11 protein-coding genes and 3 pseudogenes are annotated in these 15878 nt (G+C 69.5%); 7 read left to right on the top strand and 7 right to left on the bottom strand.

The features are described 5' to 3' along the window. Position 1 precedes the first annotated feature (1 nt). Both AS188_RS16795 and AS188_RS03120 read left to right on the top strand, forming a co-directional pair. Entirely contained in the window at positions 2-331 is a 330-nt protein-coding gene (locus tag AS188_RS16795) for a hypothetical protein (protein ID WP_143467403.1), read from the top strand. Positions 332-353: 22 nt separating this feature from the next. Then, positions 354-1142 (top strand): annotated as a pseudogene (locus tag AS188_RS03120) (IS3 family transposase); the annotation flags it as partial. A gap of 77 nt (positions 1143-1219) precedes the next feature. On the opposite strand, the pseudogene AS188_RS03115 reads toward AS188_RS03120, so the two are convergent. Further along, a pseudogene (locus AS188_RS03115) lies at positions 1220-1633 on the bottom strand (integrase core domain-containing protein); the annotation flags it as partial. Positions 1634-1812: 179 nt separating this feature from the next. Here AS188_RS03115 and istA point away from each other — a divergent pair. The 3 genes from istA to AS188_RS03100 all read left to right on the top strand — a co-directional run bounded on the left by istA (position 1813) and on the right by AS188_RS03100 (position 6226). Then, a complete protein-coding gene (gene istA / locus AS188_RS03110) occupies positions 1813-3411 on the top strand; it encodes an IS21 family transposase (RefSeq protein ID WP_211268311.1) in 1599 nt (532 codons plus the stop codon). Beyond that, positions 3408-4190, top strand: a complete 783-nt coding sequence (istB, locus tag AS188_RS03105; RefSeq protein WP_058857611.1) for an IS21-like element helper ATPase IstB — start codon at positions 3408-3410, stop codon at positions 4188-4190. Before istA ends, istB begins: the two co-directional genes overlap by 4 nt. A 788-nt stretch (positions 4191-4978) precedes the next feature. After that, positions 4979-6226 (top strand): IS256 family transposase, encoded by a 1248-nt coding sequence (locus tag AS188_RS03100; protein ID WP_058857610.1) that lies wholly within the window; start codon positions 4979-4981, stop codon positions 6224-6226. Positions 6227-6282: 56 nt separating this feature from the next. Here the strand turns inward: AS188_RS03100 and AS188_RS03095 are convergent. Beyond that, positions 6283-6828: pseudogene (locus AS188_RS03095) on the bottom strand (recombinase family protein); the annotation flags it as partial. A gap of 242 nt (positions 6829-7070) precedes the next feature. Between AS188_RS03095 and AS188_RS03090 the strand changes: the two are divergent. Continuing rightward, on the top strand, positions 7071-8408 hold the full coding sequence (locus tag AS188_RS03090; protein ID WP_236945002.1) for an ISL3 family transposase: 1338 nt from the start codon (positions 7071-7073) through the stop codon (positions 8406-8408). Between the two features lie 195 nt (positions 8409-8603). After that, positions 8604-9653 (top strand): IS110 family RNA-guided transposase, encoded by a 1050-nt coding sequence (locus AS188_RS03085; protein WP_058857608.1) that lies wholly within the window; start codon positions 8604-8606, stop codon positions 9651-9653. Positions 9654-9856: 203 nt separating this feature from the next. Here AS188_RS03085 and AS188_RS03080 read toward each other — a convergent pair whose 3' ends face one another. The 5 genes from AS188_RS03080 to AS188_RS03060 form a co-directional block, all read right to left on the bottom strand. Then, complete coding sequence (locus AS188_RS03080) at positions 9857-10246, bottom strand: heavy metal-responsive transcriptional regulator (RefSeq protein ID WP_083529209.1); 390 nt, start codon at positions 10244-10246, stop codon at positions 9857-9859. Positions 10247-10337: 91 nt separating this feature from the next. Then, on the bottom strand, positions 10338-11726 hold the full coding sequence (locus AS188_RS03075) for an FAD-dependent oxidoreductase (RefSeq protein ID WP_058857607.1): 1389 nt from the start codon (positions 11724-11726) through the stop codon (positions 10338-10340). Positions 11727-11838: 112 nt separating this feature from the next. Beyond that, complete coding sequence (gene merA, locus AS188_RS03070) at positions 11839-13284, bottom strand: mercury(II) reductase (protein WP_058857606.1); 1446 nt, start codon at positions 13282-13284, stop codon at positions 11839-11841. A 225-nt stretch (positions 13285-13509) separates the two neighbouring features. Then, a complete protein-coding gene (locus AS188_RS03065) occupies positions 13510-14430 on the bottom strand; it encodes an AAA family ATPase (protein ID WP_083529208.1) in 921 nt (306 codons plus the stop codon). Continuing rightward, positions 14417-15874 (bottom strand): Mu transposase C-terminal domain-containing protein, encoded by a 1458-nt coding sequence (locus tag AS188_RS03060; protein WP_058857605.1) that lies wholly within the window; start codon positions 15872-15874, stop codon positions 14417-14419. The genes AS188_RS03065 and AS188_RS03060 overlap by 14 nt, the downstream gene beginning before the upstream one ends. Positions 15875-15878 lie beyond the last annotated feature (4 nt).

Genomic DNA, 15878 nt, shown 5'->3' with positions numbered 1-15878 from the left:
CATGGCTTCCCAACACGTGCCAGAAACCCCTAGTAACACCGACGCGATACCGCCCGAGCGCAGGTCACCAAACTCCGCATTGACCGACCGCTCTCGAGGCATCAAAATGGCCATCCTCGGCGGATCAGCCATGGTGCTCGCCCCGCTCTTCGGCTTCCTGGGCGGCACCATGACAGGGGTAGGCAGCAATACCGGCGGCCCGGATCCCCTGGCAGTGTGGCTGCTGGGTGGCATGATCGTCGGAGGCATCGGCGGGATCATCACAATTCTGGGTCTGTTGCGCTGGACCCGGTCATCAACACGTCTTCGCGCCCGCACCAGCGAACTTTGAGGGCGGCAACCTCCACGTCGCCGCCCGTCCCAACCGGACTGCCACGGACGCGGCATTGGCCCAACGGATCCGCGCAATCCACGCTGGCGACAACACCGTCGGCGCGCAGAGGATGACCGCCGAACTCAACGACGGCGCCATCAACGGTGAGCGGGTCAAACACAAGCGCGTCGCGCGGATCATGCGCTGGGCCGGGATCGCCGGCTATGTGAAGAAGCGGCGCATACGCACCACCATCCCCGACCAGGCCGAGGCGAAGGTCCCCGACCTGCTCAAGCGGGACTTCACCGCACCGATGCCCAACCGCCGCTACATCGGCGACATCACCTACCTCCCGCTGGCCGATGGGAGCAACTTGTACCTGGCCACCGTCATCGACTGCTACAGCCGCCGGCTCGCCGGGTGGGAGATCGCCGACCACATGCGCACCAGCCTCCTGGAAGACGCGCTCAAGGCCGCAGCCGCGAGCCGCGGCAGCCCGGCTGGAGCGATCTTCCACAGCGATCACGGGTCGGTCGGCGTCTACACCTCCACGGACTACGCCAGGCTCTGCACCGACCTCGGTGTCACCCGGTCCATGGGAGCCGTGGGATCCTCGGCCGACAACGCGCCGGCAGAATCGTTCAACGCCGCCCTCACGCGCGAGGCCCTTCAAGACGCCGTGTCCTGGCCCGACGAGCTCGCCTGCCGCCGCCAGGTCTTCAGATGGCTGACGCACTACAGCACCAAGCACCGCCATACCTGGTGCCGCTACCAGCCCCCGAACGCCTACGAGACCGGCTACACCGCTACGCTGGCAACCGCCGCGTAATCACACCCCGTGTCCACGAACCGGGGGTAGGGCTCCTCGCCCTCTTGAGGTGAACCGTCTCGGCTTCTCTGCCGTCTTCATACGGGCTGCGTCTCCGGCGGGGACGCAGTGATCTGATCGTAGTGGGCGGCCTCGAACTCGGCCGGTGGGACGTTGCCGAGGCTAGAGTGCAGCCGGCGGGTGTTGTACCAGTCGACCCAGGCCATCGTGGCGTACTCGACATCGCTGACGGTCTTCAGCGGGCCCTTCACGAAGGGGCCCGGGCGGATGCACTCGGTCTTGTAGAGGCCGATGATCGACTCCATGAGGCAGTTGTCGTAGGCGTCCCCGACCGAACCGATCGACGGCGCCATCCCCTCCAGGGCCAGATGCTCGGTGAAGCGCAGCGCCGTGTACTGGGACCCGGCGTCGTGGTGATGGATCAGCCCGTCCGGCAGCACCAGGCCCTGACGGGTCCGGTCCCACCGGCCCATTCGCAGGCAGGTGAGCACCTGCTAGCGGACATGCCAATCTCCCTGTAGGCGGACACGTATCTCCCTGCTGACGGACAGCTGATCTCCCTGTCCTGGGCCCCCGGGGCCGGGCTCGTGTCGGTCCCTCCGCAGACGTCCCTCCGGGGGTTCGCTCGAGGTCTCTGACCACCTTGAGCCATCACCCGCCGGAGGGACGCATGAAGAAGTCTGACAGGGAGATCATGGAAATTCTCGAAGCCTATGACGCCACCGGTTCCGCGCACTCGGCCGCGACCCTGGCCGGGGTGGATCCGAAGACGGTCCGGCGCTACGCCGCCGCCCGGGATGCGGGCCGGCCGGTGACCGGGCCGGGCCGCCGGCCCCGGATGATCGACGCTTACCTGCCGAAGATCGAGGAGTGGGTCGAGCGCAGCCAGGGCACGGTCCGCGCCGACGTCGTCCACGCCCGCCTGGTCGCGGTGGGGTTCCCGGGGACCGAGCGCACCACCCGCCGGGCGGTGGCGCAGGTGAAGGCGGCCTGGCGCACCGGGCACCGGCGCACCTACCGGCCCTGGATCACCGAGCCGGGTCTGTGGCTGCAGTTCGACTGGGGCGAAGGCCCGAAGGTCCCCGGGGTGGACGGGACGCCGCGGCGCACCTGGTTGTTCTGCGCCTGGCTGGCGTGGTCACGGTACCGGGTGGTGATCCCGGTCTGGGACCAGACCCTCCCGACGCTGATCGGGTGCCTGGATGCGACCCTGGCCCTCATCGGCGGGGTGCCCACCTACGTGCTCACCGACAACCCCAGGACCGTCACCGTCGATCACGTGGCCGGGGTGCCGGTGCGCCACCCGCAGATCGTTCAAGCCGGCCGGCACTACGGCACCCAGGTGCACACCTGCGTGCCGTATGACCCGCAGTCCAAGGGCGGGTCGGAGTCCACGGTGCGCATCGCCAAGGCCGATCTGGTGCCCACTGACGCCAACCTGCGTGAGCACTACGCCTCCTTCGCCGCACTCGAGGCCGCCTGCGCGGCGTTCTGCGCCAAGGTCAACGGGCGCACCCACCGGGAGACCGCCCGGGTTCCCGCCGAGGCGCTGGTCGAGGAGCAGCAACGCCTGCACGTGGCCCCGACCGCCCCGCACACCACCGCCCTGGGGGTGACCCGCACGGTGGGCACCGACCAGACCATCCGGTTCGGCTCGGTGCGCTACTCCACCCCGCCGGGCCTGGTCGGGGCCGAGGTGTGGGTGCGGGTCGCCGGGCAGGAGCTGGTGGTCGTCGCCGACCTCGACGTCCTCCCCACGATGCCGGTCTGGGCGGCCGGGAGGGCCGGGCTCACCGAGGTCGCCCGCCACCGCCTCTCGACCCCGGGCAATCCACGGATCGACCTGGCCCACTACCTCGACCACCCCCAAGACCCCACCGGCGCCCCACGCCCGCCCCGGCCACGGCCCCGCAGCGCGGCGGAGAAAGACTTCCTGGCCCTGGGCGCCGGCGCGCACGCGTGGCTGGTGGAGGCCTCCGCGGCCGGGGCCACCCGGATCCGGGCGAAGATGGCCGCCGCCGTTGAGCTCGCCGCCCTCATCGGGGACGGGCCCGTGGACGCCGCCCTCGGGGTAGCCGCGGCCGCCGGGCGCTTCGGCGAGGGTGATCTGACCGCGATCTGCGATCACCAGGCCACCGGGGCCACCGCCGCCGGGCTCGTGGCCGCCGACGAAACCCACTCCGCCCAGCCCGGCACCGCCGCCTGGGCGTCCTTCGGCGCCAGCACAACAACCAGCACAACCCCCACCACCAAGGAGACCGCTCAATGAACACGGCCACCGCCCCGGCAGCGCCGCCGCTGCCCGACGATCTCGCCGCGGTGCTCAAGCGCATGCGGATGCCCTACCTGCGCGCGGCCGCCCCCGAGGTGCTGGCCACCGCCCGCTCCCAGCGCTGGGACCCCACCGAGGTCCTCCGGGTGCTGCTGGCCGAGGAAGCCCGTGGCCGCGACGAGGCCACCCGCGCGGCCCGACGCAAGGCCGCGGGCCTGCCGGCCGGGAAGACCTTCGCCTCCTGGCGCGAAGCCGACTCCTCGATCCCGGCCCCCACCCAGTCCGCCCTGGCCACCCTGGAATGGGTGGGCCGGGCGGAGAACCTCGCGATCTCAGGGCCATCGGGCACCGGCAAGACCCACTTCCTCGAGGCCCTGGCCCACCAGGTCATCGACGCCGGCATGCGGGTCTCCTGGTTCACCCTCGAGTCGCTGACCGCCGCGATCGGCCGGGCCGGGGTGGACGGTTCGATCGCCAAGACCATCGCCCGGATCACCCGGGCCGAGCTCATCGTCGTGGACGACATCGGGATGCTGCCCTCGGGCCAGGCCGCCGCCGAGGCCTTCTACCGCCTCGTCGACGCGACCTACGAACGCCGCAGCCTCGCGGTGACTTCCAACATCCATCCGGCAGGGTTCGACACGATCATGCCCAAGACCCTGGCCACCGCCGCCGTGGACCGGCTCCTGCACCACGCCCACGTGATCATCACCGAGGGCACCTCGCTGCGGCTCACCGAAGCCACCGCCGGACGCGGGGTGGTCCCACTGAACTGACACCGGCAGGGAGATCAACTGACCACGGACAGGGAGATCAGCTGTCCGCAGACGGGGAGATCACCTGACCGCCCACCGGGAAGTCCCGCTGACCGTTGACACCACGCCTTTACCTTGGGGATCCTGTGCTCCACGTAGGTGTGCATCACCAGGTGCAACTGCTCGTTCGATCACGCGGTGGCAACAGCGTGGCGATGGCACCCCGACGAAATGAGCCGGCGGCATGCTCGAGCAGGATTTGACGAGCTCTGGCGGACGATGAGCCAGCCTGACCCGCTGCACCGTTACCACGAGCCTCCCGTTGATAGAACCAAGCAACGAATCGGCCGCTATGTCGAAGACTCCCTCGTAGGCAAGGACAATGAGGGAGTCCGTGGTGTGGCCACCAAAGTCATCGCCCTCGCCCATCGAGTGAAGCACTCCTCGACTCCTACCCGTCGCGATGCCGGCATCACCGCGGACTCCTTGAGGCTTCTAAGCAACATTCTTCGACGCGTGGACCAAGACCTTTAGGGGACGTCATGCAAGCCCGGACGCGCCCGCGTAGGGCTCCGGCAACCGGGGGTGGTTGTCATGCCCGATGATCCTGCGCGATGAAAAGCCCGCACAGCTACGGCATACGAATCACGATCTCCACGGGCACCGACGGACTCAGATGGTCGTCGCCAGTTGAGCCCCCGATAGTGGTGTAGCGCGGTGGCCCTGCTCGTCGTCCCGGACGAGAGCGCGGCCACCGTGAGATCTTTCGAGTTCACCTCTCACAGCACCCTCGAAAGGACATCATCACGATGACCGCTCCTCATATTGTCGACCCTGCCGGCCTGCTCGGCGAAGCCCTGACCGAAGCCTCCCCGGACTTGATGCGGACCCTGCTGCAGACAGTGATCAACGCGCTGCTCTCCGCCGACGCGGACGCGGTGGTCGGCGCCGAGTGGGGCAGACCCGCTCCCGAGCGGGTGACCCAGCGCAACGGGTACCGGCACCGCGACCTCGACACCCGGATGGGTACGATCGACGTGGCCGTCCCGAAGCTGCGCGCTGGCACCTACTTCCCGGAATGGCTGCTCGAGCGCCGCAAGCGGGCCGAATCCGCCCTGATCACCGTGGTCGCCGACTGCTACCTCGCCGGGGTCTCGACCCGCCGGATGGACAAGCTGGTGAAGACCCTGGGCATCAACTCCCTGTCGAAGTCCCAGGTCTCCCGAATGGCCACCGACCTCGACGAGCACGTGGAGTCCTTCCGCCACCGGCCCCTGGGCGAGGCCGGGCCGTTCACCTTCGTGGCCGCCGACGCACTGACCATGAAGGTCCGCGAGGGCGGGCGGGTGGTCAACGCGGTCGTGCTGCTGGCCACCGGGGTCAACGGCGACGGCCACCGGGAGGTCCTCGGGATGCGGGTGGCCACGGCCGAGACCGGGGCGGCCTGGAACGAGTTCTTCGCCGACCTCGTCGCCCGGGGACTGGGCGGGGTCCGGCTGGTCACCTCTGATGCCCATGCCGGGCTCAAGGACGCGATCGCCGCGAACCTGCCCGGTGCCGCCTGGCAACGGTGCCGCACCCACTACGCGGCCAATCTCATGTCGATCTGCCCGAAGAGCATGTGGCCGGCCGTCAAAGCCATGCTGCACAGCGTCTACGACCAGCCCGACGCCACCGCCGTGAACGCCCAGTTCGACCGCCTCATCGACTACGTCACCGAGAAGCTCCCGGCGGTGGCCGAGCACCTGGCCAATGCCCGGGAGGACATCCTCGCCTTCACGAGCTTCCCCAAGGACGTCTGGGCGCAGATCTGGTCCAACAACCCTGCCGAGAGGTTGAACAAGGAGATCCGGCGCCGCACCGACGCGGTCGGGATCTTCCCCAACCGCGCAGCCATCGTCCGCCTCGTCGGCGCGGTGCTGGCCGAGCAGACCGACGAATGGGCCGAGGGCCGCCGCTACCTCGGCCTGGAGGTCCTCACCCGCTGCCGGCTCACCACCGTCGCCGACACCGGAAGCGAGGTGAGCCCCGACCCCCTGACCGCCCTCACCGCCTGATCCCCGCACGAAGGATCGCTACACCACTCCCGGGGGCTTGACCTCGTCGCCTGCGGCAGCTCCCGGATCCGCCGGTAGAGGGTGGCTCGGGACATCCCGAGGTCCCGGGCGACTTGAGTGGCCGTCTCCCCTGACTCGATCAGTCGCACGGCATTACGGATCTGGGAGTCGGTGAAGGTCTGGCGCCGCCCGCCCAGATCCTTGCCGGCCGCCCGCCTCTTGGCCACTGAATCCGTGATCCGCTCCCGCTTGATCTCCAACTCCATCTGCGCCAGGGCGGCCATGACGGTGAAGACCATCGAGCCCATCGGGGTGGCCGTGTCCACGTCTCCCCCACCGAGGTTGAGCACCCGTAACCCAGCACCTCTTCCCCGCAGTGCCTCGGCGAAGGTCAACATGTTCTGCGTCGAGCGGCCCAGACGGTCCAGCGTGGTAATCACCAGAGTGTCGCCCTCCTCCAGCGCCGCCACCGCACGGTCGAACTGCGGACGCGACGCACGGCCTCCAGACACTCCACTGTCGACATAGACGTCATCGCGCCGCACACCAGCAGCCAATAGGTCAGACACTTGACGGTCCGCGTCCTGTTGCCGCGTCGACACTCGCGCATAGCTCTAATGGGAGATGGCTGGTCCGGGACCGGCTGGCAGACTGGTGCCGCTTCGGCCGAGCGTGACTCAGTGCATACCTGGCCCGCCTAATCGGGCCCTTCGGATTTGAGCGGGGTGAGGGGGCTGGGCTCGTCACCGTGAGCAGGGCTCTCGGCGTGTCGGGAACCGGGTAGGCGTCAGGGCTTCCTTGGATGGGAAGCGACCAAGCAAACCCGTCCGAAGAAAGCCCCGACATGCCTGAGAGTACCGACCCTGACCTTGCCGTGTCTGCTTGCACCGAGCGGTGGTGCGTCCGCGCGGACGCGATGCTGGGCGTGGACGGCATCCACGTCGAGTCCGTCGTGAGGACCGAGGACGGGCTGCTGCTGGGCGTGGCCACCGCCCCGGGCCCGACCGGATGCCCGCAGTGTGGGGTCGTAGCCGCTTCCAAGGGTCGCCGGTCGGTCCTCGTCCACGATCTGCCCTGCTTCGGGGCGCCGGTGCGTCTGCTCTGGCGCAAGCGGATCTACCGGTGCCCGGAGGACGCCTGCGAGGTGATGACGTTCAGCGAGGTCCACGAGCTGGCCTCCCCGCGGGCGAAACTGACTCGCCGGGCCATCACCTGGGCCGTGGCGCAGCTGCGTTCCCACGACATCGCCGTCTCGGCCCTGGCCGAGATGCTTGGGGTGGACTGGCACACCCTGTGGGACGCCGCCAAGCCGCTGATCGAGGAAGCCCTCGAGCGGCCCGATCGGCTGGCAGGGGTGGACGCACTGGGGGTTGATGAGCACGTCTGGTCCCATGTGGGTCCACCCGGGACCGGGCTCATCACCGGGATCGTGGACCACTCCCGCGACGAGAACGGCCGCCCCAGAGCGCGACTGCTCGACCTGGTGAAGGGCCGCACCGGAACCGTCTACGCCGACTGGCTCACCACCCAGGGCCTGGGGTTCACGAGCGGGATTCGCACGGCCACACTGGACCCGTTCCACGGCTACGCCAACGCGATCCGCGACGAGTTGCCGGAGGCGATCACGGTGCTCGACGCGTTCCATGTGGTCAAGCTCGGCGGGCAGGTCGTCGATGAGGTGCGTCGCCGCGTGCAGCAGGACACCCTGGGCCACCGCGGCAGGGCAGGGGACCCGCTCTACGGCATCCGGCGCACCCTGCAGATCGGCGCCGAGCATCTCACGCCCAAGCAGATCACCCGTCTGAACGCGAAGCTGGTGGCCGGGGACCCGCACCACGAGGTCACTGTGGCCTGGCACTGCTATCAGAAGCTCCGAGCCGTCTACCATGCTCGCCCCGAGCAAGGGCGCCGGCTCGTGGCCGAGGTCCTCGCCTCGTTCCCGTCCTGCCCGATCCCGGAAATCGCCCGGCTCGGAAGAACGCTACGGCGGTGGAGGGCGGCGATTCTGGCCTATTTCGACACCGCCGGAGCCTCGAACGGGCCCGTCGAAGCCGTGAACGGGGTGATCGAGACGATGCGACGGGTCGCCCGAGGGTTCCGGAACTTCGACAACTATCGGCTACGAGCACTGCTCGCCGCCGGTGGCCACCGGCCCTGGCGAAACAGCGCCGCCCCCGCTTAAATCCGAAGGACCCCTAATCGACGGTGCCTTGGATCGGACTCGTCCGCTTGGCAGGGGCGGTGCCAGTCCTGCCCACTCCGATGGCTTGATAGAAGGTCGTCCGTCCCTGCGGTGGGACGTGACTCGTTAGAGATCCGCCTCGGCGTGGCTCTTCCCGGGCTGGGACCAGCATCGGCCCGCATCCAGGAGAGCGCCATGAGCATCGTCGCCGAGCAGTACACCCATATCGTCGGGGTGGACACCCATGCCAGGACCCACACCTACGCCGTGATGTCTTCTATCACCGGTCAGATCACCGACACCGCCACCTTCCCGACCAGCCCACCGGGCGTCGCCCGCGCCCTGACCTGGATGGGACGCCGCTCCACCGCCGGTAGAACTCTCGTCGCAGTCGAGGGCGCCAGCTCCTACGGCGCCGGGCTCACCCGAGCCCTGGAGGCCGCCGGCGTGGATGTCTGCGACGTCAAGCCTCCGCGGAGGGCCTCCCGGGCCGGAAGCGGCAAATCGGATGAGATCGACGCCTCCGCGGCAGCGCGCGCCGTGGCAGGGATCGACACTTCCCTGCTGTTGCGGCCCCGGACCGGAGGCAATCGCAACGCCCTGCGGATCCTGCTCAACGCCCGCCGCAGCATGGACCGGCAACGCACCGCCGACCGCAACGCGCTCACTGCCCTGGCACGGACCATGGACCTGGGCATCGACGCGCGCAAGGCCCTGACCGTCGCCCAGATCCGCACCATAGGCTCCTGGCGCGACCACCCCAGCGACACCCTCGAGACCGCGGTGGCCCGAACTGAGGCGCGACGCCTGGCCCGGGCCGTCGTCGGGATCACCGTCGACCTGGAAGAGAACCGCACCGCAATGGCACGAATAGTCGACACCATGGCACCGGGGCTGCTGGAGGTGCCCGGGGTCGGGCCGGTGACCGCCGCGATCCTGCTCGTGGCGTACTCCCACCACGGCCGGGTCCGCTCCGAGGCGGCGTTCGCGGCCTTGGCCGGCGTGAGCCCCATCCCCGCGTCCTCGGGCAACACTGTCCGTCACCGGCTCAACCGGCACGGAGACCGGCAACTGAACCAGGCACTGGACACGATCGCCCGCAGTCGCATGACCTTCGACCCAGCCACCCGCGACTACATCGCCCGACGCACCCAGGAAGGCAGAACCGGCCGGGAGATCCGCCGCTGCCTCAAGAGGACCATCGCCCGACAGCTCTATCGCAGGATTCGTGCCCTCATGCCTTGACCAGACCCATAGAAGGGTCCGATCAGTTTCCCCATGTCCACCCCATCTGTCTCGCAACTAACGTTGAGTATCCGATTCTAGGGGCATCAATAAAGCACATAGATGCGAGACATGCCCAACCGCGGAAACCAGCGGTGTGACTGTCGACGGTAAATGGCGGTGTTCTGGCAGAGGTAATTGGCGGCTGTGGTACTCCTGTGGCCTCAGATGTAGCTGCAGATCTGGGTGGCATCGCACTGGGTGGGGTCGCCTTGGGAGGCGGCCTGGTAGTGCTCGGCCACGGAGGCCCTTAGAGCGGTGAGTTCAGCGATTTGCTGGTCGAGGTCGGTGAGTTGCTGGTCCAGCTGGGCGGCTACGTGGGCGCAGGGGGCCTGCCCGGCGTCGCGTACCTGCAGGATCTTCCGGATCTCGGTCAGGGTGAGTCCGGCGAGTTTGCTGCGGCGGATGAACTGCAGGCGGGCGACGGTCTCTGGTGGGTAGTCGCGGTACCCGTTGGGACCGCGGTGCACCGGGGCGAGAAGTCCTTGCTGTTCGTAGAACCGTAGGGCTTTGGTGGTCATCTCGGCCGCTGCGGCGGCTTCACCGATCCGCACGGTGTACCTCGATCCTGGACTGTCTTGTGGCCTTCCACGGTAGAGGAAGGTTCCGGCGCAGAGTTCTGCCTGACCCGGAGGGGGTCGGTGGTCATCCGGGTTCGGTGCGGGAGCGGTCGGTTTCGACGGCCTGCCAGGTCTTGCGGGCGGCGATGAGCACCGGGTCCCACGCCGGGGAGAAGGGTGGGGCGTAGGAGAGGTCGATGTTGAGCAGCTCCTCCACCGGGGTCTCGTGCCACAGCGCCACGGAGAGCACGTCGATGCGTTTGGCCGCGCCTTCTTCCCCGACGATCTGGGCGCCGAGCAGTCGTCCGGTGCCGCGTTCGGCGATGAGCTTGGTGCGGATGGGTTTGGCCCCGGGGTAGTAGCCGGCCCGGGTGGTGGAGTCGACCACCGCGGTGATGGGGTCGAACCCGGCTGCCTGCGCTTCGAGTTCCCCGAGGCCGGTGCGTCCGACTTCGACGTCGCAGATCTTGGTCACGGCGGTGCCGAGCACTCCGGGGAAGGTGGCGTAGCCGCCGCCGATGTTGATTCCGGCGGTGCGGCCTTCCTTGTTGGCGTGGGTGCCCAGCGGGAGGGCCACGTGGCGGCGGGAGACGCGGTGGAACTTCTCCACGCAGTCCCCGGCTGCCCACACCCCCTCGATGCCGGTGCGCAGCCGGCGGTCCACCGTGATCGCACCCGTCGCCCCCAGGGGGATCCCGGCGCGGGCGGCCAGGGCGGTGTTCGGGGTCACACCCAGGCCCAGGATCACCAGATCGGTGGGGATGGTGGCCTGGTCGGTGACCACGGCGGTGACCTGCCCGTTGTGGGTGTCGAAGCCGGTGACGGTCTCCTCCATCCGCACCTCCATCCCGAAGCCTTCCATCGCGGAGGCGATGAGCGCGCCCATGTCGGGGTCCAGGCCCGGCAGCGGGGCCGGGGGGCGTCCGATCACGGTGATGTCCACGCCCCAGGCGCACAGGGCCTCGGCCAGCTCCAGGCCGATGTAGCCGGCCCCGACGACCACCGCCCGGCCCGGCCGGTCCTGCTCCAGCACTGCGCGCAGGGCGAGGCCGTCGTCGAGGGTCTGGACCCCGTGGATGCCGTGTGCCCCGATCCCGGGCAGGGGCGGGCGTGCCGGGGTGGCGCCGGTGGCGACCATGAGCTGGTCGAAGCCCTCCCACCTCTCCCGGCCGGCGGCCAGGTCGCGGACCAGTACGGCGCGGCGGTGGAGGTCGATCTCCAGGACCTCATGGCCGGTGCGGGCGTCGATGGCGTGGTGGTCGCGGAACTGCTGCGGGGTGCGGGCGATCAGCTCCGTGGTGTCGGCGACGTCCTTGCCGATGAAGTAGGGAATGCCGCAGGCCGAATACGAGGTGTAGTGACCGCGTTCGAAGGCCACGATCTCCAACTGCTCCCGGGGTAGCTGGCGGCGGGCGGCGGAGGCCGCGCTCATCCCCGCGGCATCCCCGCCGATGACGACCAATCGCTGGACCATGACTACCCCTTTCGTGCAGTGGCTCGTGAAGCGTGGGCCTGAGGCCGTGCTCGATGTTCAAGGCCTCTGGCTCCACCCGTGGGTGGAGGGCCGGCCCGCTCGAGGCCGGTCCTCAGGCGGCGCAGCAGGAGAGTTTGGAGACGTCGGTGCGGAAGGACTGGGCGGCGATCTTGAGTCCTTCGGCCATCGTCAGATACGGGCACCACAGGGTGGCGACCTGATCCACCGTCATCGAGGCGGAGAGCATGTAGACGCCCGCCGCGGCAAGCTCCCCGGCGTCCTTGGCCACCGCGGTGATGCCCACGACGCGTCCGGTCTCTGCCTCGGCGACGATCTTGACGAACCCGCGGGTGTCACGGTTGACCAGCGCCCTCGGCACGTACTCCAGGGGCAGCACCCGGCATTCGCAGGCCAGACCGGCCTGCCGGGCCTGCTGGTCGGTCATGCCCACCGCCGCGATGGCCGGGGTGGTGAAAGTGACCCGCGGCAGGTGGGTGTAGTCGATCTCCTGGCCGGTGTGGTGAAAGGCGTTCTCCACTGCGGTGACCCCGTGGGCCGAGGCCACGTAGACGTACTGGGGGTGCCCGGTCACGTCCCCGGCCGCCCACACCCTGGGGTGGGAGGTGGCCATCCGGGCGTCGACCACGATCTCGCCGTGCTCACCGGTGTCCACCCCGACCGAGCCGAGGTCCAGGTTCTCGGTGACCGGACGGCGCCCGACCGCGACCATGAGCCGGGTCGCCCGCAGGGTTTCCTGCCCGCCCGGGCCCGTGACGGTGGCCACCACCTCCCCGGTATCCCGGTCGGGAGCCACGGAGGAGACGGTGGCCCGGCGGAGCACCCGGATGCCCTCCTCGGCGAACACGCCCATCAAGGTGCGGGAGACCTCCGGTTCCTCATGGGAGGCCAGCCGGGACCGCACGACCATGGTGACCTTCGAGCCCAGGCGGGCGAAGAGCTGAGCCTGCTCCATGCCCACGTACCCGCCGCCGATGATCAGCAACGACTCCGGCACCTCGTCCAGGTCCATGGCCGTGGTGGACGTCAGGTAGTCCACCTCCGCCAAGCCCTCGACGTCCGGGACGATCGGGGTGGAGCCGGTGGCCACCAGATAATGGGCCGCCCGCACCTGCTGACGGGTACCGTCGGCTCCGGTGACCTCCAGCGCCGGGTCCTCGGCGGTTCCGGTGAACACGGCTTCGCCGGTGGCCAGTTCCCAGCCGTAGTCGGCGATCAGATCGAGGTACTTGTCCGAGCGCATCCCCTCCACCAGCGCGTCCTTACCGGTGATCAGCCCGGGCATGTCCACTCCGGCGGCCGACGTGCTCAGGCCGGGGAACCGTCCTGTGGCGTCCAGCGCCATGTGGCGGGCCTCGGCGGCGGCCAGCAGCGCCTTCGACGGCACGCACCCGGTGTTCACACAGGTACCCCCGACCATGGCACGCTCGACCATCACCACTGATTTGCCGAGATTGGTGGCCCGGATCGCGGCGGCGAAAGCACCACCGCCGGAACCGATGATCGCCAGGTCCACTTCGTGCGTTCCAGTCTCAGGCATGGCCGGCCTCCGTAAATCCGTGATGAAGGCCCCGAGTGGCCTTCTGTGTGCTGCGCTCTGCGCCCAGCCTGCACCTTCCCCTAGAGAGGAAGGTCAAGACGTCGTCGCGGCAACGTCGTGTGCACGACCGTATTCGCCGCAGACCCGGCGGCCTTCTCGAGGAGTCGCTGCCAAAGGCCACTGTCTGGCTGGTGGATCTCAGGAGCCGGTGGCCGGCCTGTGTGGTCAGTGACCGATGAGGAGTGCGTCGCGGGCGGCTTCGACGACTTCGGGGGTGACGGTGGCCAGGTGATTGATCTCCAGGATGCGTCTGATCTGGGTGAGGAGGCGGTCGACGAGGCGGAAGTTGCCGCCGGTGATCCGGGCGATGGTGGCGACTGCGACCGTCTGGGTGAACTCGTCGTCACCGGCCAGTCCGTCGGTGTGCCAGCGGCGGACCAGGACGGCGGTGAGCTCTTCAGGGGTGAGCTGGCGGTATTCGTGGGCGAAACCGACCCGGCTGTAGAGCTGGGGGTAGCGCCCCAGGCGCTTGTCGATGCCGGGCATCCCGATGAGGATCATCCCGATGGTGTGGCGGTCGTAGTAGTCGCGAACCTGTTCCAGTCCGGTCGTCTTGAGCCGGTCGGCCTCGTCGATGATGAGCAGCTCGGTGAGCCCGGAGGATCGCGATTCGGGGTGCACGAACGGGTCGACCCGGCCGTGGCGGTGGTAGTCGATGGCGTAGGAGATCTGCTGGCAGGACCGCGGCAGGGCTTGGTCGACCTGGCGGGGGCTGGCGTTGACGGTCGGGGTCCACAGCGCGGTGCGGGCCTGCAGGACCCGCTCGGGAATGGGGCCGGGCCCGCGGTCCTCGCCCAGGTCTCGTTGCCACTGCTCCCATTCCGGGGCCCCGGCGTAGTGCCGGGCCGAGAGCGTCTTGCCGACCCCGGGTGGGCCCCAGCAAACGCCGATGTAGCGGTGGGCGCGGACGGTGTCGGCGAACTCGGTGAAGCGGCGGTGCTCCCGCGTGGGCAAGAACGCCGGTGCGCCCGGATACGGGGGTGAGGTGAGCCCGTTGATCTCTCCGAACGTGCCGGAGAGGAACCGCCGGCCGTCGTCGTCCTTGCCCAGCAAGCTCCGCGTGGAGTCGGGCTCAGTCGGTGGCATAGGTCCGCAACCGGTGTCGGGGCGCCCGATCCGCCGGCATGTGCTCCGCTGGGTCCAGCGCCGGGGCGGGTGGTGGTGCCCAGCGGTCGTCGGTGGGCAGGGCGTCGGCGAGACTGCGCCGGGCGCGCAGCTGCTGCTTGAGCGCGGCGCGCCGGGCGCCCCGGGCCTGCTGCAGCTGCTGGAGGGTGACCGTCTCGGCGGCCAGTTCGGGGGCGATCGCCCGACACAGGTAGGTGTCCTGGTGGTAGACGCGCACCTCGCCGGCGTCGCGGGGGTCGTAGCGGATGGTCACGGTCTCAGAGACATAGGCGGCCAGCACCGGGGAGATGTAGCGGGTGCCCTGGAAGCGGATGCCGTCGCGCTGGACGATGCGGGTGGTCGCGGCGGTGAGCAACAACAGGTCGAGGTCCTCGCCCCGGGCCGGGGCCCGGGGAATCCACCCGGCCCCGATCCAGCGGGCGGCCGGGGCCTGGCCGGTCTCGGAGTGCACCCGACAGTGGTAGTCCTCGATGAGGTAGCGCCCCAGCACCGCGTCGAGCTGCTCCAGGCTCAGGGCGGGTGGTGAGGTGGGCCTGCCGCCGGTGCCGTGCGGGATGTACCCGGGCAGGTGCGGGAGCACCTCGGTGGTGATCGTACCGTAGAAGCGTTCGATCTTCCCCCGACCCTGCGGGACCCCGACACGGGAGTGGATCAGCCGGATGTGGGTGTCCAGGCAGACCCGCTCCAGCCGGGTGCTGGTGAAGTCGGCCCCGTGGTCGCTGTAGAGCACCTCGGGCAGCCCCTGCACCGGCCACCGCGGGTCAGGCTTGGCCCGCACCGCCTGGTGCAAGGCCAGGGCGGTCTGCTCGGCATTCGGGGCGCCGAGGAAAACGGTGTAGCCCGCGACCGCGCGGGAGTAGTCATCGAGGATCACGGTCAGCCACGGCCGCACCGGGCGTCCCCGGTGCTCGAGGATCTCGACGTCGAGCAGAGTGTGGTCGGCCTGCCACTGCTCATTGGGCCTCACCGCCGACCGCCGGTGCACCAGCTCGAACCGGTCCCGGTAGGCGGTGTCTCCTTCCAGGGCCAGGGTGCGCAGCCCGGGGTCGATGGCGGCGATCACACTGCGCACGCTCGAGTAGCTCGGGGGCGCCCAGCCGCGCTCCGGGGCCAGATCGCACACCCGGCGGTGGATGAACGTGGTCGTCGGTGCCGGCCTGCGCAGTGCCAGGGCCTCGATCACCGCGATCAGCTCCTGAGGCAGCCGGCGGTGACCGCGGTCGCTGCGGGCCTTGCGCTGCAGACCGGCTGCGGACGAGTCCGTCCGGTACTCGGCGGCCCAGCGCTGCAGGGTGCGGACCGAGACCTGGGCGTGGGCGGCGAGCCGGGTCAGCGGCACCCCCTCATCGAGGTGCTGGCACAGCAGTGCCGCCTTCTCCTGCGGACTCAGCTGCACCACCACCATCACC

This window comes from Kocuria flava, assembly GCF_001482365.1.
Classification (GTDB): Bacteria; Actinomycetota; Actinomycetes; order Actinomycetales; family Micrococcaceae; genus Kocuria; species Kocuria flava.
This window is presented reverse-complemented; position numbering and strand designations above follow the sequence as displayed.

Bases quoted from the DNA above. Each gene is read 5' to 3' on its own strand.
- AS188_RS16795 (WP_143467403.1), top strand. From the start codon at position 2: ATGGCTTCCCAACACGTGCCAGAAACCCCTAGTAACACCGACGCGATA.
- istA (WP_211268311.1), top strand. From the start codon at position 1,813: ATGAAGAAGTCTGACAGGGAGATCATGGAAATTCTCGAAGCCTATGAC.
- istB (WP_058857611.1), top strand. From the start codon at position 3,408: ATGAACACGGCCACCGCCCCGGCAGCGCCGCCGCTGCCCGACGATCTC.
- AS188_RS03100 (WP_058857610.1), top strand. From the start codon at position 4,979: ATGACCGCTCCTCATATTGTCGACCCTGCCGGCCTGCTCGGCGAAGCC.
- AS188_RS03090 (WP_236945002.1), top strand. From the start codon at position 7,071: ATGCCTGAGAGTACCGACCCTGACCTTGCCGTGTCTGCTTGCACCGAG.
- AS188_RS03085 (WP_058857608.1), top strand. From the start codon at position 8,604: ATGAGCATCGTCGCCGAGCAGTACACCCATATCGTCGGGGTGGACACC.
- AS188_RS03075 (WP_058857607.1), bottom strand. From the start codon at position 11,726: ATGGTCCAGCGATTGGTCGTCATCGGCGGGGATGCCGCGGGGATGAGC.
- merA (WP_058857606.1), bottom strand. From the start codon at position 13,284: ATGCCTGAGACTGGAACGCACGAAGTGGACCTGGCGATCATCGGTTCC.
- AS188_RS03065 (WP_083529208.1), bottom strand. From the start codon at position 14,430: ATGCCACCGACTGAGCCCGACTCCACGCGGAGCTTGCTGGGCAAGGAC.
- AS188_RS03060 (WP_058857605.1), bottom strand. From the start codon at position 15,874: ATGGTGGTGGTGCAGCTGAGTCCGCAGGAGAAGGCGGCACTGCTGTGC.